The sequence below is a fragment of the Scytonema millei VB511283 genome, from assembly GCF_000817735.3.
GTDB classification, from domain to species: Bacteria; Cyanobacteriota; Cyanobacteriia; order Cyanobacteriales; family Chroococcidiopsidaceae; genus Chroococcidiopsis; species Chroococcidiopsis millei_B.
In genome coordinates this window covers 322,430-341,671 of sequence record NZ_JTJC03000002.1, presented here as the reverse complement: position 1 = coordinate 341,671, position 19,242 = coordinate 322,430, and the positions used below count along the sequence as shown (strand labels likewise).

The window sequence follows — 19,242 nt, the reverse complement described above, 5'->3', positions numbered from 1 at the left end:
TACTCGGCAATTCCCTAAACCCTTAAAAAGGAGGCTTTGAATTTCCTTTTTCAAGGAGGGCAAGAGGAATCGAGATCTCTAGCTTTCAGTGCTTAACTCCTGCAACAACACATGCATTTTTTTCAGCTAGGAAAAAATTTGTTGATAGCAATTCTCGACTGCGTGCGTGACATTTGTAGGGGCGCACAGTTGTGCGCCCGCGATCGTGTGTTTTCCCCAAATGAAAACCGCTACGAGAGCGAAAGACGAGATAGATCGAGATAGAATATAAGGCTGAACAGATTGAATTTAGTTATCAGATAGGAAGCAGGGAGCAGTGAGTCGCAACCGTAAACCATCGACTATCAACCATCAACCATCAACCATCAACCATTAAACATGAAACACACCCTTTCAGTTCTAGTGGAAGATGAAGCGGGGGTACTAACCCGCATTGCGGGTTTATTTGCCCGTCGTGGCTTTAACATTGAAAGCCTTGCTGTCGGTCAAGCGGAGCAAAACGGAGTCTCTCGAATTACAATGGTAGTCCCTGGGGACGATCGCGTCATCGAACAGCTGACCAAGCAGTTATATAAGCTCGTCCACGTCCTCAAAGTCCAAGATATCACTGAAGTTCCTTGTGTCGAGCGGGAATTGATGTTGATTAAAGTGAGTGCTACCAGCTCTAATCGCTCGGAAGTGATTGAAATTGCTCAGATCTTTCGCGCCAGAGTGGTTGATGTGGCTGAAGACTCCCTTACCTTAGAGGTTGTCGGCGACCCTGGTAAGATTGTCGCGATCGTGCAGTTATTACAAAAGTTTGGACTGCGAGAGGTCGCCCGTACAGGTAAAATTGCCCTCGTGCGAGAGTCGGGAGTCAATACGGAATATCTCAAGTCTCAAGTCGAGGCGAAAGTTTCGTAAGTCAGTTATCAGTTATCAGTTATCAGTTATCAGGGGCTAGAGGTTAGTTGCTGGTAGCTAGTGGCATGATAAGTTTGACTTTTAACTTTTGACTTTTGACTATAGCTAGGCTAAAGTCGTCAATCCTGCAAAATAGTCCTGCAATTGTTGGCTGTGGTCGTGAGCAAGTTGACCGGGAGGTAAAGCACCAGGAGGAAATGCACGAACTTCCATCACTTCTAATGGATCGCGGACTTTCATCCTGCCTGTGACATCTGCCTCAACTACAATACAAATCGAATGGATGCGGGGATCGCGATCGGGTGCGGAATAAACTCCTACCAGTCGCCGAATTTTGACTAAATCCAGCCCCGTTTCCTCGGCTAATTCTCGTTTGACTGCCGTAGCCACATCCTCACCCCAATCTACCATCCCTCCTGGTAGCGACCACAGCCCATTATCACGACGGCGAATCAAAACGATACGACCATCAGGCAAGATGGGAATAATACTCGTGCCTGGGACGGGATGACGAAATATGATGCCGATGACAGTTTGAATAAATCGCCACCAGCGGCGTAGGGGTTGGGCGATCGCCTTAAAACTAGAAAAAATCACTATTTAACCGTTAGTTAAAATTTATAAATTTTCATATGCTGAAAAAATTCGGTGAAACCTCAGACAGATAGTCTATCCCAGCTTTTGATAATGTCTTAATATAGTTTAATTTCATCTTATCATTTATCGATCTACAACTCAAAACTATGCCCAGAGCTGTATTTAGCTATAGCTTTTTTCCGACATTAACTATTGAGATTCATTAATGTTTCTTAATGCAAATGGTGGCGATCGCTTCTGCCTACTGCTAACGCCGTTAGCGATCGCGCGTGCTAAGTTGGAATTAGCTGACTACTACAGTCCGATTGGTTTATACTTATGACATTAATCCGCTAAGCTGGGAAAATACCGCTGATGTCGGTGAGTCCAATCGCCTCTAGGAACTCTAGGGGTGGTGTTTTGTTGTCTACAAATAATGAGGTGAACATGGCTAAGCGCCGTAACCAAAAAAAAGAAAAGGCGCTACGGAATCAGGCATATGCCCGTAAGTTTCGTAAACGTGCAACTACGGGTCGGATGCAGAATCGTAGAAATCAACCTCAACCTCAAGCTGAGGAAGATGAGGATACAGCAGCTAGTAACTAAGACCAGTTAACAGTTATCAGTTATCAGTGACCAGTGTAAAGACGTTACATGTAACATTTTTACACTTTTACACTGTGTCAGTAATCGAGGTTATCAGTAAAAATCAGGTTTTTGTTCTTTACAGAAAGCTTAGTTGTGACTGATAACTGATAACTGCTAACTGTTAACTGTTAACCAAAGCTAGTCATGCTTTTGACTAAAAAGCCAATAAAAATCCCGATTAGCAAAGCCCATACTTGCCCTGTTTGGATAAAGTGATCGAAAGCTTTCTGCCATTGACCTAGCAGATCTGGATCTTTGATACTTTGAGCTAGCGGACTATGCCAAGGCAAGTGCCAAAGTATTTGAGATATAGAACTCAAAACTTGAGTGTAGTGGGAAAACCAAGTAGTGAGTGGAAGAACTGAACCGACAACCATAACGAGTCAATCTCCTAGCTGAGTATTTGCCTTCTAAAGGCAGCATAAGTTCATGACTGTCGTAACACATAGAATTTGTAGTGACCAGTTATCAGTTGATTCTCACTTACGACTTACGAATTACGACTTACGAATTACGACTTTGCTGAGCGACTACCAACTACTAGTTGATTCGCATGACTACTAATGTCATATCGTCTCTATTTTGGTTAGTTGCGCCACTGATGAATTTGTGAACTTGAGCGAAAAGATATTCGAGAATTGCTTGGGGGTCTTGACAGTGACGACAAGCAAATTTAAATTCGCGTTCTAGCCTTTCTTCGTCAAAGCGATCGCCTCTTTGATTGGCAGCATCAGTAAACCCGTCTGTATAGTAAATAATTGTGTCTCCTGGATCTAACTGGACTTGAGCATCTTCGTAATTGCTATGAGCTTCAAGCCCGATCAACATGCCCTCTAAAGTATCTAAGCGCTTCACTGTTTTTGTAGCTGCTTGCCATAATAAGGGCGGATGATGGGCTGCATTGCTGTAAGTCAGCCTGCGCGTCTGTGGGTTGTATTCTGAATAGAATAAAGTGACAAAACGATGGGAATTTTCTAAATCGGTATACATGACCCGATTCAAATGCTGCAAAATTCGAGCTGGAGAATGTTCGTTTAATGCCTCAGCGCGCAACATTCCCCGCGTCATAGTCATGATGAGTCCGGCTGGAACCCCTTTGCCCATCACATCACCAATTACTAAGCCCCAGCAACTATCGGGATTGCTACTTTTGCCGTCTGCTTGACTCAAGTTGCGTTCGATTGGGATGAAGTCGTAGTAATCTCCGCCAACGCGGTTGGCTGGCTGACATCTCGCCGCTAGAGATACCCCAGGGACGTTAGGACATTGGCGAGGTAAAAGTCGTAATTGAATTTCTGCTCCAATTTCTAACTCGCGGTCTAGACGCTCTTTTTTGCGTAGTTCTACTTTGAGTTCGTCATTTTCAATTGCTACTGCTGTTTGGTCGGCAACAAGTCGGACTAACTTCTGTCTGGTTTCCGTCCAAGTATATTCGGGATCGCTGCTAAAGACGTATAATCTTCCTCGTTCTGCCTGCTTGACTAAAATTGTCGTACCAAATAACTGTATTTGCGATCCTAAGTGATGGCTGACTTGAGCATCTAAAGTTGCCGTAGCAGGAACGATTTGGGCTGTTGCAAGTGCAGTGGTGACGGCACTCGTGGCTGTTTCTAAAGCTTTACGGATTTGTTTGCGTTGGTGAATATCTTGGCAATGTAGCTTTTCCAAGCTCACCTGACCGTTAGATTTGTAGAGGAACAATACCCCACCGTCAGCATCCGTTACCCGTGTTGCTATTAACGGAATTAGTTCGAGAAACTGATTCAAATTATTGAAGCTCCTGAGGGCAAATCCCAAGGAACTTAGCAAATCTTGTACCTTATTCTGTTCCCGATACAGGCGCGCCACTAGTTCTTTGAGCGCTACAACTGGGTTAACATCAGTAGCGGCGCTGCTAGTTCGATCGGTGGGTTGGAAGGGCGGTTGAGGCACAGACACGGGTTTAGTTTTATTATGTTAGAGAGTAGTCGTGAGCCATCAAGTTAGGCAATAAGAGTCATAGAACCAATAGCTAAGTAGTTTAGCAATGTCTTTTGAAGGATATACCTACAGGTACACTAAAAAAAGTGTGTTTTACCCCCTTTTGCTCCTGTTAGTATAGATTCTTTGACAACAAAGTTGCTGAAAAAATTTTAATTTTAATTTTGGATTTTACTAAAAATACGCAGTTGCTGCATTTTGTGGGCTTCTACGCATAGGCAGGATCGATAGTGTTAAGTTGACGTGAGTTCGACGGGGTTAAAAGACAGCAGGAGGAAGAGCAGGTAAGCCTTTGGGTTCTAAATCGAGAGAAGGTTTTCGGGGCAAATAAGTATAAGCTGTTAATCCAGCTAACAAGTTGACCAGGAAATTCCAGATGCTTCTATGTCGGGAATGCTCGATTTGAGAAATGTTCTTCAGTTGGTCATAAACTGTTTCAATTAAGGCTCGCTTACGTAAGAGAATTTTGTCGATCAACTTGACCAACTGTTGCTTCATCTTCTTCTTACGCCGTGTAATTAACTCCAAGCCTTGCTGATAGAGTTGCTCAAACAATTCCTGAGATATATAACCACGATCGCCAAATAGCTTACCAATTAGGTCTTGGGTTAAGTCCGGCACAGGCTTGCGGTCATCTACATTGCCAGGGGTCAGCTTAAAAGCTAGCAACTCGCCTCGGTCATTGATAATTAGGTGCAGCTTAAACCCATAGTGCCACCCGACCGAATTTTTGCTCCAACCCACCATGCCTTCAAACACACGATGGCTTCTAGAACGTTTTGGATGACACACCTCAATCGGAGTTGAATCAATGAATGAAATGCCAGTGACTTCTCCCTTACGGGTCTGTACAAAGCAGCATAACAGCATCAACGACCAAGGCATCAATTCGACAAAACGAGTATAGCTGACTAGATGAGGAAAAGCTTGACGCCAGCCTGGTAGGACTTGTAGCGTGTAGAATTCTTTAAAAGTACGATATCCCGAGCCATGAAAAGCAATTACTATCGTCATCACCTCACTCAGACTTAAACGAGAGCGACACAAGCGTTCTCCACAACTTGCCGTCAATAGCATCTGTTGCTGCCAATGTCGTTCAAAGGTTTGATAGAAGTCGTCTACCTCACAAAAAATTTGCGTCACATCTAGGCGAGATACAATGGTGCTATTCATAACTGAGGCCGAGCGCTGTGTATTTTGAGCATAGGTCTCTTTTTTCTTTTTGGCTCATCTCCCACCGTCGAACTCACGTTAAGTTGAGATATCTTAACTTAAAATTCAATACAATTGCTGTCGAAGTATTACTGAATTTAGAGGGAGTAGGGAGTAGGGAACGAACAGGTGAATTCTTCCTTGTCTTCCTTGTCCCTTAGTTTTCTCTTTCTTCCCCTAGCCCCTAGTTACGTTCCGATCAGTGCTTCTACAAATTCGTAGCTAGAAAAAGGACGCAGATCTTCAATGCCTTCTCCAGCGCCGATGAAGCGAATTGGGAGATTGAGTTGCTGCACGACTGCTAAAGCCACGCCCCCCTTAGCCGTACCATCAAGTTTAGTTAAGACGACACCACTGAGTTGAGCGGCTTGGGCAAACACTTCTGCCTGTCGCAAGCCGTTTTGTCCCAGGGTAGCATCGAGAACTAGTAGGGATTCTACACGGGCATCAGAGGCTTTTTTATCGACGATGCGGCGAATTTTACTCAGTTCGTCCATCAAGTTTTTCTTGTTTTGCAATCTTCCAGCCGTATCGACAAGCAGTAATTCCGTGTGGCGTGCTTGTGCGGCAGCGATCGCATCAAATACTACTGCGGCTGGATCGGTATTTTTACCAGGGTTGGCAATCACTTCGACATTGCTCCTTGCGCCCCATACCTTCACTTGTTCCACGGCAGCGGCGCGGAAAGTATCTGCTGCCCCAATTAAGCAGTTGTAGCCGGATTTTTGAGCGATATGGGCAAGTTTACCGATAGTTGTGGTCTTACCTGCCCCATTGACTCCGGTAATTAACCAAATATTGAGTTGATCTTTTTCTGGAACAAAAACAGAGCTGCAATTTTGCAGGGGGCGATCGAGCATATCTCGGAGAATCTTTTTCAGATAAGCGATCGCGGCATCTGGGGGTAAGGCTGCTTGCTTGATCTGATTTTGCAAGGCTTCGATGATGTAATCCGTCGCCTCTACCCCAACATCAGCTTGCAACAGCAGGGCTTCAATTTCCATCACTGCTGCTTGGTTCAGCGGTCCTTGACCGACAATTGATTTTAACTGGTTGACAATATTACGGCGCGTTTTGCCTAAACCCTGCCGTAGCTTTTTCAACCAAGTAATCTCTTCTAGCGAAATATCTTCCGGTCGCCGTCCTTGCGCCGCCAGAACCTCCGCCGACCACAAAAATCCTTCATCAAAAGCAAAGTCAGGAGCTAAGTCAGTATCGGCTGTAGGTGTAACTTCTGTTGCCGCAACTGGCTGTAATACTTCTGGTTCTGGTTCCTCGATCGCAGTTGCCTTTAGCCTCTCCAACCTTGCCTGACGATCTGCTTCTGCTCTTGCCCAAAAAGGTACGCTCGCTGTTTCCTCTGGTGTTGTTTCCTCTGGTGCAGTTGTCTCTATTGGTGTTTCTGCTGTGGTAGTTTCCTCTGCGATCGCTGATGCTTCTATTGTGGCTATTTCCTCAGTTGCGATCGATTCTGCTGTAACTGGTTCTTCTATATTGACAAGTGGCTCCACTTGTGGAGTCGAAGACTCTGCTTCAGATTCCGCTAACTCGGCAGCCGCTTCTTCTACAACCTCAGCCTCCTCAGCTCCCTCAGCTCCCTCAGCTTCCTCAACTCCCTTCTCAGGAGCCTGCTGCCTTTCTTGAATACTTTTATAAGCTGCTTTGGCAAAGCTGAGGTAATCTACTGCTGCATCTGGAGCCGGTTGTTCCTGGGATACATCTGCTGGCTGCTCCGGTGCTGGAGTAGCAGGTTGCTCCTCTTGTGGGGTAGAAGATTCATCGTGTTTGCGGCGGAACCAGTTAAAAGGCATTGTCAGTTATCAGTTATCAGTTATCAGTTATCAGTTATCAGTTATCAGTTATCAGTTACTTCTGACTTCCGACTTCCGACTTCCGACTGCTTTTTGTTTCAAGCGATCGGTGACGCGGCGCAAAACGCCGTTGATAAATTTGTATCCTTCGTCTCCACTGTACCGCTTTGCGAGTTCTACTGCTTCATCGATCGCCACACTAACCCGATCTTGAAAACCTAAAAACTCAATTTCGGCTACTGCAATCCGCAGGATATCGCGATCGATCCGCGCCAGTCGATTTAATTGCCAGTCTACTAAAGCCTGTTCTAAAATTTCATCAATTTCAGCTCGGTTTTGATTGACTGTATTTATAAGTGTTAGCGCGTAACGGCGGACATCAAAATTTGGTTCTGCTGCCGTGGCTGATTGAATCATTTCTGGTAGTTGCATGGCTGTAGCAAGGCGATTAATTGCACTTTGAGTCAATTGAATCCCATCCTGCAACATAGCTCTGGCTGTTTGGACATCGTTAGCACGGGTTTCGCTCGTCAAGAGGCGATCGTTTGCCCGCTGAACTTCTCCAGAAGCCGTCTCTAGAGCATCTTCTACTTCCGTTGTCAAAGTTCTGACGGCTGCAACTAACAAATTAGATAGTTGTTGCGCTTCCAATTTTTCTGAGGAATTAGGCAGTTGGCTCAAACTAAGCAGAGCCAATTCGCGAGCAATACTTCGTGCTTTCATTATTGGAAGGGTAATTGGTAGTTGGTAGTTGGTGGTTGGTAGTTGGTAGTTGGTAGTTGGTAGTTGCTCGGCGGTTACTGACAACTGATAACTGACAACTGATAACTGATAACTGTCACTGATTAATCGCTTGTCCTTGGCGATCTAGCAAAAGTGGGGGTAAGGGCGCATTGGGGGAAACAATACCACCAGAGATAATGACTTTAAAGGCATCTTCAACGGACATAGATAGGTCGATCGCTTCGTCTGCTGGAACAATGGCATACCATCCGGTGGTTGGGTTGGGGGTTGTGGGAATAAATACGCTCAGCATGGGACGATTCATGTGAGATTGAATTTCATGACTCATAATCCCAGTGACAAAGGCGATCGCCCATACACCCCGCCGAGGATACTCTATTAGAATAACGCGGCGAAACTTCCCATTAGAATCTTTGAGCAGGGTTTCGAGCAATTGTTTTAAGGTTTTGTAGACTGCTCCTGCTAGGGGAATGGCTTGTAATAATTGTTCTCCGACATCGAGCAGCCAGCGTCCGGCGATATTGCGTGCCATTAAGCCGATCGCTAAAATGCACAGCAGCGGTACTGTTAGACCTACTGCTAAGTTAATGAGATTCACCAGGAAGGGATTCATTTCATCTAACGGATTCAGTTGTTTGGGAATCCGTGTCAGAAATTCGATCGTCCAACTAGCAACGGCGATCGTCAGCCAGATTGTCGTAGCTAAGGGAATGACGACCAATAATCCTGCAATCAGGTCATTTTTTAGATCCTGTTTCAACCTTTCAAGCACAAGCTGCTGACTCTCCTTTGTCTGGCTGTTGACTTTAGTAAGCCTCTTTTTCGGTTTTTCCCTAATTGGGGGGAAGCAATTTTATAAATAGGCATATCTCTATGATATTTTGTTGACTCTGTAAATAAATATTGCAAGTGGTCGTTGGTAGTTGGTAGTTGACGGCTGACTGTTGACTGTTGACGGTTGATACGCGATCGCTGGTAACTGATAACTGTTAACTGTTAACTGATAAATACTTCTGTAACAAGCCAATCGCGATTTCTGGGGTTTCTAGATGCGGTAGAACGCCAGCATGGGCGATCGCCTCAAATGCAATAATCGATCGCGGATTCAGCTTTGCTAAGCGTCTGCCTAAGCCTATTTTGGTAAATTGTGCTTGTTCTCCCCATAAGATCGCTGTGGGTACGGTTAGCTGCGGTACGTACAAAGCCAAGTCAAAATAGAGATTAGCCTTGAGAAAAGCAAGAGCGGCGTATTCGGCGTTGGGTTTTTGGGCAGAAGCGAGATAGGCTGCTACCATTTCTGGCGTGACTCGTTCTGGTTTGGCAAAGAGAAATTGTTGGAGAAAGTTACGCACGGAAACTTCGTTTTCTGCACCCAGAGCATAAATTAGGCGATCGAGTAAGGGCGTACTAATTAACTGTAGCGGTAGTCTGCGTCCCGCACCTTCGCCGAAGTCGTCAAACCCAGAGGGACAAACGAGAAAGAGTGATTGAAATAATTCGGGACGCTGAACGGCAAGGCGAATGACTAATGCTGCTGTTAAAGAAGAGGCAACTACCTTGACGGGAGGATGGCAAGCTTGAATAAATTCAGCGATTGTAGTGAGATAGTCGGCAATTTGATATTCTCGTACGGGATGCGCTGATTCGCCCCAACCAATTAAGTCGGCTGCAAGAATCTGGTATTCGCTGGCAAATGCAGGGTAAACTTTAGACCATTCGTAAGCTGAAGCACCGCCACCAAAGCAGTGTAGAAAGACTAGGCGAGGTAATTCATAACTGGATGAGGATAGCCAAGGTGCGGCTACCTGGGTGTAGTAAGTCATCGATCCTAAAGAGGTGGCGATCGCCTGTTTTCCAAAGCCAGGGGGCTGAAATTGATTCATGTCAGTTTGATTTTGAACGCGCTTGATTTCGGCATTTTGACTTTTGACTTTTGATTTTTGACTTTCTAGAGAGGTAAAATGCAAACTGTAAAGGTAGCAATTCTAGGCTGTGGTTATGTCGGTAAGGCGATCGCGCGTCATTGGCAGCAGGATGGTAAGTATCAGATTACCGCAACCACAACAACTCAAGCACGGATAAGCGAGTTAGAACAATTAGCTCAGCAAGTTGTCATAGCTAAAGGAGATGATATAGCTACTCTTTTGCCAGCTATCCAAGATCGAGATATTGTCATTCTGAGTATTGCGCCTAAATCTTTTGCAGCCAATAGCTACGAATCTACTTACCTACAAACCGCCAAGAATTTAATTCAAGTTTTGCCACAAACTGCTGTTAAACAAATTATTTATACGGGGAGTTATTCTGTTTACGGCGATAAAAATGGGGCATGGGTAGACGAAGAATCACCTTTAACGCCAGCGAATCAGAACGGACAAGTTTTGGCAGAGACAGAAGAAGTATTGCTCTGCGCTGCGAGTGACAAATTGAAAGTCTGTATCTTACGCCTGGGAGGAATTTACGGTGAAGGGCGGGAATTGACAAAAATCTTCAGTCGTGCATTTGGTACGACTCGTCCAGGGAACGGGAAAACCTATACGAATTGGATTCACCTTGATGATATTGTCAGTGCGATCGCCTTTGCCGCAGAACGGCAATTAGAGGGAATTTATAATTTGGTAGACGATGAACCGCCATTGTCTCGCAATTTATTGCAAAATTTGTGCGATCGCCATAACCTACCTCAAGTGTTGTGGAATCCTGAGTTATCGGAAACCCGTCCTTACAATGCCAGGGTATCGAATCGAAAACTCAAAACCGCAGGATACAGTTTTATTCACCCAGAAGTTTTGATTTAGGACTATACTTCACAGGTAAATTCCGCAAATTTCAAGCTTTGAAAGCCTCCTAATTCGTTATATTCAATTGTAATTTGTTGCATATAACTTGAATGAACTAACCAAGTAGCAGCGAGCGCAATTTGTTTTCCCAACTCAACTTGCTTGGGACAACTTAAAGAAATCTCGTCAGGAAAGAAGAACAATTCATTCCCTTCTATCTGCCAATTTAAATTAGCTGGAACCGCAGGTGAAACTTTTAGATCGGGTGTCATTGTCACTGAAGTTCCCGTCCAATTTTCACTCAGACTTCTTTCCGAGACTAGATCGAGATTGCTAGACCAATGTTGACTGGGAAAGCCTGTGGAGTCTTCACGAATACTCCATATTCCCGTCAAATTCTTGCCATTAGCATAAGCAGCGATCGCGCTATGGCGTAAGTTTTTGTGAATGAAAAAGAATTCTACTGCAAAAAAAGAGTCGGCTACTAGTTTCTCAGCATGAAAAGTACCAGCACCTTGAGGAAAAAAGATCGATCTAAGAAATGGCTTTTGTAACTGCCAAGTTTTTTCCTCGATGTTACCATCTGCATAAATATATCGATTTGTATGTGTAATTTGAGTTTTTTCTGAGTTAGCGCGAAAACTTCTCAAACTTTGAAACGAATCTTTGACCTCTCCTTGAGCAGAATAACTCGTCCAAATTCCATGCCAATCATGTAAATGGCGATCGCAAAAGTTATTCCAGTTTTGTTCTTGAATGTCTATAGGCATAATTGAACTCTTGTTGCTGTGTAATTACAGTCTTCATCCTCATACAAATACCGCGATCGCCCTACTCCATTCAAGATTTGTACCAAAGGCTGAATCATCTCGGCGCGATTTGTTACCAAAATAGAGATAGCTGCTCGCGATCTGACTAGGAACAAGCTATGACAGAAAAAAATCGTGCTGGCTGGGATGCAGGTAGATTCATCCGCACTTTAGCCTATTTCGAGGCGATTCCTGGCTGGAGTTGGTTAAAACAGATACTCCCAGGTGTGGCTGACAAACCCGAAAATTATTTATCTGGAGGTAAGCAAGTGGGAGTTATCCTAGTCGCTGGCGCAACGGGTGGTGTAGGTAAGCGAGTCGTACAACGGTTGCTAGAAAGAGGATATCAGGTGCGATCGCTCGTTCGAGACAAAGATAAAGCAAGATCGATTTTGGGTGATGTAGAAATCTATGTCGGCGACATTACCCAGCCAGAAACCCTGACACCAGAAATGATGGCAAACGTCCGCGTTGTCATTTGCTGTACGGCGGTGCGGGTGCAACCAGTGGGCGGCGATACCCCAGATAGAGAAAAATACAATCAAGGCGTGAAGTTCTATCAACCCGAAATCGTCGGCGATACTCCAGAACGGGTGGAATATTTGGGAGTAAAAAATTTAGTCCAAGCGGCGACTCAATATTGGCAACAGAACCCCAGTGGCGAAAAAATCGTCTTTGATTTTACTCAACCAACTCCTCAATTACAGCAAATTTGGGGTGCTGTTGATGATGTCGTCATGGGTGGTGTCAGTCAAAGCGAGATCCGCTTTATTGAAGGTACGGCTTTATTTACGGGTAATGTTTCTACAGCCAACTCTGGCGGCTTTGCTTCTGTCAGGACGAAAAATTTCACTTCGCCATTAGATTTATCCGGCTACGAAGGCGTGACACTGCGAGTTAGGGGAGACGGTAAGCGCTACAAGTTTTTCCTCCGCACGGAATCGAGTTGGGATGGAATGGCTTATTCCTATTCTTTTGATACCGTCGCTAACGAGTGGATAACGGTACGAATTCCATTTAACCAATTAACAGCCGTATTTCGGGCAAAAACAATATCAGATGCTCCAGCGATCGATACTAGCAAAATTCGCTCGTTGCAGTTAATGTTGAGCAAATTTGAATACAACGGCGAACTCAATCCGCAGTTTTCTCCTGGTGGATTTGCTTTGCAAGTCGAGTCAATTGGCGCGTACGGTAGTGCAAAACCTCAGTTTATTTTAGTCAGTTCTGCTGGTGTCACTCGTCCCAATCGCCCAGGAATTAATTTAGAGGAAGAACCGCCAGCCGTGCGTTTAAATAACCAATTGGGAGGAATTCTAACTTGGAAATGGCGTGGTGAAGAAGCTGTGAGAGAAAGTGGCGTTCCTTATACAATTATCAGACCGTGTGCGCTGACAGAAGAACCTGGGATACAGCCTTTGGTTTTCGACCAGGGAGATAATATTAAAGGTAAAGTCAGCCGCGATTCGATTGCGGAACTCTGCGTTCGAGTCGTGGAGCAACCCCAGGATGCTAACTTGACTTTTGAAGTCAAAGCCGATCCGAACTACGGTGCTTTTGCTGCTAATTGGCAGAATTTGTTGGCTCGTTTAAAGCGCGATTGAGAGTTACGCGCTGGAAGTTTGAGATCTCGATCCCTCCTAACCCCCCTTAAAAAGGGGGGAATTTTATTGAGAAATTTTCTTGCTGATTTTTATTACTTGAGTAGTATTATTGAAAATTGGTTTCAGTAAATTTACTGACTAAAAAGCGAGTATTTACTTCAAAATAACGCGAAATCGAATCTTGCATCTCTCCATAGGAGTAAATTAGCAAGTCGCATGATGATTTGTGAGTGAGGAGTTATTGTGTCAAATTTGCAATTACTGTCTGTACTAAGCTTAGTCAGCGCGATCGCCACGTTCGTCCCCGCGATCGCTCAAGCGCAACTTACATCAGTATCCACTTATACTCAAAACGCGCCCCAAGAGCAGCGTAGCGATGCAGAGAAGGTAATCGAGGTAACGGGTGTAAGACTGAATTCGACTCCTCAAGGGCTGGAACTCATCCTGGAAACGGCAGGCGGACAGCAATTGCCAGCAGCTACGCCCACGATTGACGATAATAATTGGATAGCAGACATCCCTCAAGCAAGGCTGGCGTTACCAGAGGGAGATTATCGGGCAGAAAACCCAGCCCAGGGAATCAGTCTCGTTACAGTGACTCAAATTGATGCTAATCGTGTCAGAGTTCAACTCGTGGGAGAGACAGCAACACCCACAGCAGAAGTTGTACCAAGTCAAAACGGCTTGGTTGTCACCGTTGCGCCTGTAACCGCCGCACCAACAGCGCAAACCCCAGCAGAGTCAGAAGCGACTACAGAAGGCGAGCCAGCACAGGAAATTACCGTGACGGCAACGCGGACGGCAGAAGAACCGCAGGACGTACCGCGATCGGTGACGATAATTAATCGCGAACAAATTGAACAACAAACAAGACTGTCCCAAAATGTAGGGGAAATTCTCGGTAAGTTAGTTCCTGGCTTAGCAGTTCCAACTCAAAGCAGCAGTAACTTTGGGCAAACTCTACGGGGGCGCAACGTGCAAGTTTTGATTGATGGTGTGCCGCAATCGACTTCGCGAAATGCTCAGCGCGATTTGCGCACGATCGATCCTTCGGCAATCGAACGAATTGAAGTAGTAAGGGGACCCAGTGCGATTTATGGAGATGGCGGAACGGGTGGTGTCATCAATATCATCACGCGCACGGCGAGCGAGGAGAGGTTAGCTTCTCAGAGTCAAATTGGCATAAGTGGAGCTTTGGGAGATTTATCAGGCGATAGTTTAGGTTATAACCTGCAACATGCAATTTCTGGAACTGAGGATAATTTCGATTTTGCCGTGAGTGGTTCGCTGACGACTACAGGCGGTTTTTTTGATGCTGAGGGCGATCGCATTCCTCCCGATCCGAATGCCCAAGGTGGTTTTTCTGATGCTGAGACACTCAACTTTTTTGGTAAGTTAGGCGTGAATTTAGACGAGCAACAGCGCCTTCAGTTGACGTTCAACCACTTCGACGACAGCCAAGATACAGACTTTACTACCGAGCCTAGCGTCAATTTGCTACCAGGCAGACAAAAAGCCCGCACTTTGGAAGGATTGAACTTAGACGAACTTCCAGGTACTCGAAACACGCTGCTAAATTTATAGTACAGCCACGAAAACTTGTTGGGTAGCAACGTGCAGGCTCAGTTGTACTATCGAGACTACCTGACTGAGTTCTTTCCATTTGACGGCAGAAATTTCAGCAACTTGGGCAACCAAATTTATCAATCGCGGGTGGAATCGGAAAGGTTTGGCGGACGCTTGCAAATTGAAACGCCTCTATTTAACAAAGGGGCAGCAAGGCTGTTATGGGGTGTAGACTACTTTAACGAAGATACCGTCCAACCCGTGACAACCTTCGATCGCGCTGCTTTTGAAGCCAGTGGAGGTTTAGATTTTCTCGCTACAGGCGAACGAACTTGGACACCACCGCTAGAACTCAATAGTTTGGGTTTATTTGCGCAGTTAACCTGGGATGTGAGCGAGCGCTTTATCATCAATGGCGGCGTGCGCTACGAAAATGCCGATGTCAGCGTCGATGACTTCACGACTTTAGCCAACCCCGATACGGTGATTCCTGGCGGCGATCTCAATTTTGACGCAACGCTGTTCAATATCGGTACGGTGTTTTTTCTGACTGACGAAATCAACGTATTTGCGAATTTCGCCCAAGGCTTTTCGCTAGCAGATATCGGCTTAGTTTTAAGAAATGCTCAGCTAGGATTCGATGTCGAGTCACTCAATCCAGAACCACAGCGGGTTGATAGTTATGAAATTGGTTTGCGCGGACAGTGGGAGACGATCCAAGGGTCTTTATCTGCTTTCTATAACGAGTCAGAGTTAGGTACGACCTTTACTGCACCAGGAACCGTACTCCGCGCCCCAGAACGGATTTATGGTGTAGAAGCTGCTGTATACGTGCAACCGAGCGATCGCTGGCAACTTGGTGGTTCCGTTACTTTACAAGGGGGTGAAATCGATCTGGCTGATGATGGAGAGTATACAGCTTTGGATAGTTTTCGGATTCCACCTTTAAAGGTTATAGCTTATGTCGAGAATGAAACTTCTCCAGGTTGGCGCAATCGTTTCCAAGCACTATTTTCTGGCGATCGCGATGTTTTTGGTGACAGCGTTGCTTTTGGCAGAAGGGAAGTAGAGAGTTACTCAACTGTAGACTACATCAGCAGTATTCAACTAGGAGATGCTGGAACTTTACAAATAGGAGTAGAAAACTTGTTCGACAATCAATATTTCCCGATTGTTTCCCAAATTCAAGCTAACGATTCGGCTTATTCTGCCGCTAGACGGAGAACTGTTAGCAATGAACTACCCCGCCGCAAGCGGACGGGGTATCAGAATCAAAAGAGAGATAATTGCTCATCTCGATGCAATTTGAGATAGTCATTCCCCTGTTTTTTCACATACCTGGCAATCATCCCTTCATCACCATGTTTTCCAACTGTACTCGCAAAATACCCATCACTCCAAAACTCGCCGCCCCACAGCTGTTGTTTCACTTGCGGACAGCGTTTAAATACTTCTCTGGCTGTGAGACTTTTGAGCATTGTTACCAGCTTGGTCACACTATAAGTTGGCACTGACTGTACTAAGAAATGCACATGGTCTTTGTCCACACCAATTTCGACAAACTTGATTTCATAGCGTTTCTCAATCTCTAAACACACCTCCCTCAAAACTGCATCTACCTGTTCGTCGAACACAGCTCGTCTATACTTTGCGGGAAACACCAAATGGTAAAGCAACACCGTAACGTTATGACTTTTATGAATATATTCGCTCATTCCTCACATTTTACGCCGCAGAGCGGCGGGGAATTTGACCCGCAGAGATTAAATACTCGATTGGCTGGTAAAACTTAGAGCGTACTCACGTACGCTTCTAGCCTCATTTAAGCCAACAGTTTTCATAAAAATTAACAGATACGCCGACCTGGTACTAATTTTAATAAAAAAATCGCTCTTTTTTGTATTCAAATAAACATAGTGGATTGACATTAAACTCTGTCACAAGTATTAGCAAACTCAGCTATAAGACTGAAATTATCTTATTAGTAACTTGTGGCGATCGCGGCTATGATACAGTTTCTATGTACTTCGATCGAGCGAGAAAATTATGTTCGACGTAGGAGACTATGTAGTTCATCAGAATACGGGACAGATGGGTAGGGTAATCGGTTACGGACACCAAATACTCAATGGCGTTTATATAACAACGCTTAAAGTATTAGTGCATGATACTGAAATTATTGGTAAGCGAGGAGCCATAGAAGAAGACTTATATTCAGCATGGATTGAGTGTCAGATTTCTAACAATTCCCTTTTTTAAAGTTAGCGAGTAGCGAGTACGGTGGGCAATGCCCACATAACTATTTTTTTAAAGCCAGTGAGTAGGGTAGGCATTGCTCGCCTAACTATAAAATCTATAGATAGTTGAACGATATTATTTGATAGCAAATTACAATACATAGATATTACTAAAATTTGACGTAACATTTTTAACTCAGTAGTTAATGTTGTAATAGCTACTGCTAATTTGAATTGTTTTTCTCCCTCAAGCTGGTTGCGAAATAGAACAATATAGTTTTATTTTTTAATTGGCAATCTATGTAAGCAGAATCATGACAGGTCTTAAACAATTTTTCATGTCTCACTTAAGTAGTTTGCAAGGACAGGTAGAAAATGAAAACGATCTGATAGCATCTTGGGGTAGTGGTTGGCAAAAACTTAATTTAGATCAAAAAAAGCTGGTAAGCGAAGTCTTTCACAAGCCAGTTTGCCTGACGATTAAGTTTATTCAGGTAGAAAATCTACTTGGTAATCTGAAAATAGAACCCGAACCAATCACTCTGATTAATCGAAAAACTAGTACTATTTGGTCGCTGGCTTTTAAGCAAAATCGCCTAACAATAAACGTACCTAACTTTGACTTCCCAATTTATTCTTTTACCCCAACTAAATTTAGACCAATAGATCCTGACATGAAAATAGAGATTGAATTTGATGAAGATTGGCAAAATCAGAATTTATTTATGCACTTGTATGCTAAGGGTATGAAACGAGCTACTTTTGAAGCTGTTTAAAAGTGAGTTGCAAGTAGTTGTCAAAGTTTTTTTACAGTTGTTGTTGCAGTGCTTGGCGCATAATCTCTACAGGAACGAGCTGCTGTAACCAGATGTGTAAAGCAGCTGCGCCTTGTTGTACTAGCATTTCTAAGCCATCAATAGTCATCGCACCTTGTTGTTGTGCTTGTTTTAAAAATAAGGTTGGACGAGGAGTATAAATTAAATCGTAGGCGATCGCACCTTGTTTTAACACTGCCATCTCAGCTAGACTCAAAGGCGATCGATCGACATGAGGATACATACCGATGGGCGTTGTATTCACCAGTAAATCGGCACGGGCAATTAAATCCGGTAGCTTATCCCAAGTATAAACTTGCAAATTAGCTTGAACTTGAGAATTATCCCAACTCGTGTAAAACTCCTGTAACTTTACCTCATTACGCCCTACGACACAAATTTCTGCGCAACCTAGTTGAGAGCAACCCGCTACGACAGCCCTAGCTGCGCCACCATTACCGAGAATGACCGCTGTGGAGAGTCGGGAGTCAGGAGTCGGGAGTCGGGAGTCGGTAATGGGTAATTGGTGGTTGGTAGTTGGTGAGTTAGTTTCAACTTTTGACTTTTGACTTTTGACTTTTGACTTTTCCAGTGGTGCGAGAAATCCTTCCACGTCAGTATTAGTTCCCGCCCATCCGCTATCTGTGCGCCAAACAGTATTGACTGCGCCTACTGCTTGCGCTACGGGAGAGACTTCTGATAGAAAGGGTAAAATCGCCTGTTTGTGAGGAATGGTGGCGTTAAAACCGACTAAGCCAATTGCCGCAAAACCTTGGAGTGCAGCAGCTAAATCTTCTGGTTTTACGGGTAAGGGGAGATAGACATAATCTAATCCTAAATGGGCGATCGCGGCGTTGTGCATCGCGGGTGAAAGAGAATGTTCCACCGGATGTCCGATTACGCCAAGTAGTTTTGTTTTACCTGTTATCAAGTGGGAGAATGGGGAGTAAGGTAAGGGGACGCTGGCTCGAAGTGTAACACCATAATCTGATTTGGGCGCAGTCCAATTGATTCGTAAGTGCGCCCATTGCGATCGCTGAATTCCACTTCATAAGCAGCACCATTAGCCAATATTTCAACCACTGTACCGACTTGCCCGCGCCACAACCTATACTCAGGAAGATCGACGGTTAGTGCTACTACATCTAGTAATTTAACTGTGTTTGCGGTCATTTCGTGTCGCCTCCAAGCACTATAGAGGGTAGCAGGTTGTTAATTTTGGAATCTTGGAATCAGGTTCAACGATCCAACCACTCCGAACGATCGCACTTCTATTCTGCCATTCAAGTGGAAAATCGAGAGTGTAGCGTTGTCCAAATTCATCTTGCCGTCCCAATTGAGCTTTGTGTATCTTGACAGCTTCCAAAAGAAGTTGACGTAATTCTTCAGCGTTGTCGGCTGTTATACCTAACGCTGATAAAAAGAGTCGAGCTTTATGTTTTCCTTTTTCATGTTCTAAACTCAGGCAGTAGTCTCGTAGTTTACGAATATCGACTACTGCGTTTTCTGCGTTCGGAATTTGCATCGCCTGTCTTTACAGCTTTCAAGTAAAACTCG

Annotated in this window: 21 protein-coding genes; 8 read left to right on the top strand and 13 right to left on the bottom strand. The window is 44.6% G+C overall.

Features of this window, described 5'->3' with window-relative positions; genetic code table 11:
* Positions 1-378 precede the first annotated feature (378 nt).
* Entirely contained in the window at positions 379-903 is a 525-nt protein-coding gene (gene ilvN / locus QH73_RS09235) for an acetolactate synthase small subunit (protein WP_039716657.1), read from the top strand.
* A 105-nt stretch (positions 904-1,008) separates the two neighbouring features.
* On the opposite strand, the gene QH73_RS09230 is transcribed toward ilvN, so the two are convergent.
* On the bottom strand, positions 1,009-1,500 hold the full coding sequence (locus QH73_RS09230) for an NUDIX hydrolase (RefSeq protein ID WP_015154364.1): 492 nt from the start codon (positions 1,498-1,500) through the stop codon (positions 1,009-1,011).
* A gap of 426 nt (positions 1,501-1,926) precedes the next feature.
* Between QH73_RS09230 and QH73_RS09225 the strand changes: the two genes are divergently transcribed.
* Positions 1,927-2,085: an Asl3888 family RNA-binding protein gene (locus tag QH73_RS09225; protein ID WP_165587649.1), complete on the top strand. Its 159-nt coding sequence runs from the start codon at positions 1,927-1,929 to the stop codon at positions 2,083-2,085.
* A 170-nt stretch (positions 2,086-2,255) separates the two neighbouring features.
* Here the strand turns inward: QH73_RS09225 and QH73_RS09220 are convergent, their stop codons facing one another.
* The 7 genes from QH73_RS09220 to QH73_RS09185 form a co-directional block, all read right to left on the bottom strand.
* Positions 2,256-2,438 carry a hypothetical protein gene (locus QH73_RS09220; RefSeq protein ID WP_039717683.1) on the bottom strand — a complete coding sequence of 61 codons (183 nt, stop codon included), beginning with the start codon at positions 2,436-2,438 and terminating at the stop codon, positions 2,256-2,258.
* A 229-nt stretch (positions 2,439-2,667) separates the two neighbouring features.
* Entirely contained in the window at positions 2,668-4,065 is a 1,398-nt protein-coding gene (locus QH73_RS09215; protein ID WP_039716658.1) for a PP2C family protein-serine/threonine phosphatase, read from the bottom strand.
* Positions 4,066-4,365: 300 nt separating this feature from the next.
* Complete coding sequence (locus tag QH73_RS09210) at positions 4,366-5,280, bottom strand: IS982 family transposase (RefSeq protein WP_039711688.1); 915 nt, start codon at positions 5,278-5,280, stop codon at positions 4,366-4,368.
* 227 nt (positions 5,281-5,507) lie between these two features.
* Positions 5,508-7,130, bottom strand: a complete 1,623-nt coding sequence (gene ftsY, locus QH73_RS09205) for a signal recognition particle-docking protein FtsY (protein WP_039716660.1) — start codon at positions 7,128-7,130, stop codon at positions 5,508-5,510.
* Positions 7,131-7,181: 51 nt separating this feature from the next.
* Positions 7,182-7,853, bottom strand: coding sequence for a transcription antitermination factor NusB (nusB, locus tag QH73_RS09200; protein WP_201278097.1), 672 nt, complete (start codon positions 7,851-7,853; stop codon positions 7,182-7,184).
* A 115-nt stretch (positions 7,854-7,968) separates the two neighbouring features.
* Positions 7,969-8,634, bottom strand: coding sequence for a DUF502 domain-containing protein (locus tag QH73_RS09190; protein ID WP_201278056.1), 666 nt, complete (start codon positions 8,632-8,634; stop codon positions 7,969-7,971).
* 229 nt (positions 8,635-8,863) lie between these two features.
* On the bottom strand, positions 8,864-9,757 hold the full coding sequence (locus tag QH73_RS09185) for an alpha/beta fold hydrolase (RefSeq protein WP_039717685.1): 894 nt from the start codon (positions 9,755-9,757) through the stop codon (positions 8,864-8,866).
* 78 nt (positions 9,758-9,835) lie between these two features.
* On the opposite strand from QH73_RS09185, the gene QH73_RS09180 reads away from it, so the two are divergent.
* Entirely contained in the window at positions 9,836-10,672 is an 837-nt protein-coding gene (locus QH73_RS09180; RefSeq protein ID WP_039716662.1) for an SDR family oxidoreductase, read from the top strand.
* Between the two features lie 2 nt (positions 10,673-10,674).
* Here the strand turns inward: QH73_RS09180 and QH73_RS09175 are convergent, their stop codons facing one another.
* Positions 10,675-11,424: a DUF3598 family protein gene (locus tag QH73_RS09175; RefSeq protein ID WP_039716663.1), complete on the bottom strand. Its 750-nt coding sequence runs from the start codon at positions 11,422-11,424 to the stop codon at positions 10,675-10,677.
* Positions 11,425-11,582: 158 nt separating this feature from the next.
* Here QH73_RS09175 and QH73_RS09170 point away from each other — a divergent pair, with 158 nt between their 5' ends.
* From QH73_RS09170 to QH73_RS09160, 3 genes are all read left to right on the top strand, one after another.
* The gene (locus tag QH73_RS09170) at positions 11,583-13,067 is read left to right on the top strand and encodes a CIA30 family protein (RefSeq protein ID WP_039716664.1); all 1,485 of its coding nucleotides are present in this window, start codon (positions 11,583-11,585) and stop codon (positions 13,065-13,067) included.
* Between the two features lie 243 nt (positions 13,068-13,310).
* Entirely contained in the window at positions 13,311-14,651 is a 1,341-nt protein-coding gene (locus tag QH73_RS09165) for a TonB-dependent receptor plug domain-containing protein (RefSeq protein ID WP_063777348.1), read from the top strand.
* 15 nt (positions 14,652-14,666) lie between these two features.
* Positions 14,667-15,947 carry a TonB-dependent receptor gene (locus QH73_RS09160; protein WP_132866854.1) on the top strand — a complete coding sequence of 427 codons (1,281 nt, stop codon included), beginning with the start codon at positions 14,667-14,669 and terminating at the stop codon, positions 15,945-15,947.
* Here QH73_RS09160 and tnpA read toward each other — a convergent pair.
* On the bottom strand, positions 15,905-16,348 hold the full coding sequence (gene tnpA, locus QH73_RS09155) for an IS200/IS605 family transposase (RefSeq protein ID WP_039711384.1): 444 nt from the start codon (positions 16,346-16,348) through the stop codon (positions 15,905-15,907). The genes QH73_RS09160 and tnpA overlap by 43 nt on opposite strands.
* 331 nt (positions 16,349-16,679) lie before the next feature.
* On the opposite strand from tnpA, the gene QH73_RS09150 reads away from it, so the two are divergent.
* Together QH73_RS09150 and QH73_RS09145 are read left to right on the top strand one after the other, a co-directional pair.
* Positions 16,680-16,892, top strand: coding sequence for a hypothetical protein (locus QH73_RS09150; RefSeq protein ID WP_039716666.1), 213 nt, complete (start codon positions 16,680-16,682; stop codon positions 16,890-16,892).
* Between the two features lie 268 nt (positions 16,893-17,160).
* On the top strand, positions 17,161-17,646 hold the full coding sequence (locus QH73_RS09145) for a hypothetical protein (protein WP_132866852.1): 486 nt from the start codon (positions 17,161-17,163) through the stop codon (positions 17,644-17,646).
* A 31-nt stretch (positions 17,647-17,677) separates the two neighbouring features.
* Here the strand turns inward: QH73_RS09145 and QH73_RS09140 are convergent, their stop codons facing one another.
* Genes QH73_RS09140 through QH73_RS09130 form a run of 3 tightly spaced genes read right to left on the bottom strand, consistent with a single transcriptional unit; the run spans position 17,678 to position 19,210 of the window.
* On the bottom strand, positions 17,678-18,616 hold the full coding sequence (locus tag QH73_RS09140) for a shikimate dehydrogenase (protein WP_039716668.1): 939 nt from the start codon (positions 18,614-18,616) through the stop codon (positions 17,678-17,680).
* Positions 18,613-18,858, bottom strand: a complete 246-nt coding sequence (locus QH73_RS09135) for a DUF4926 domain-containing protein (RefSeq protein WP_132866850.1) — start codon at positions 18,856-18,858, stop codon at positions 18,613-18,615. The genes QH73_RS09140 and QH73_RS09135 overlap by 4 nt, the downstream gene beginning before the upstream one ends.
* Before the next feature lie 19 nt (positions 18,859-18,877).
* A complete protein-coding gene (locus QH73_RS09130; protein ID WP_039716669.1) occupies positions 18,878-19,210 on the bottom strand; it encodes a DUF6883 domain-containing protein in 333 nt (110 codons plus the stop codon).
* Positions 19,211-19,242: the final 32 nt, after the last annotated feature.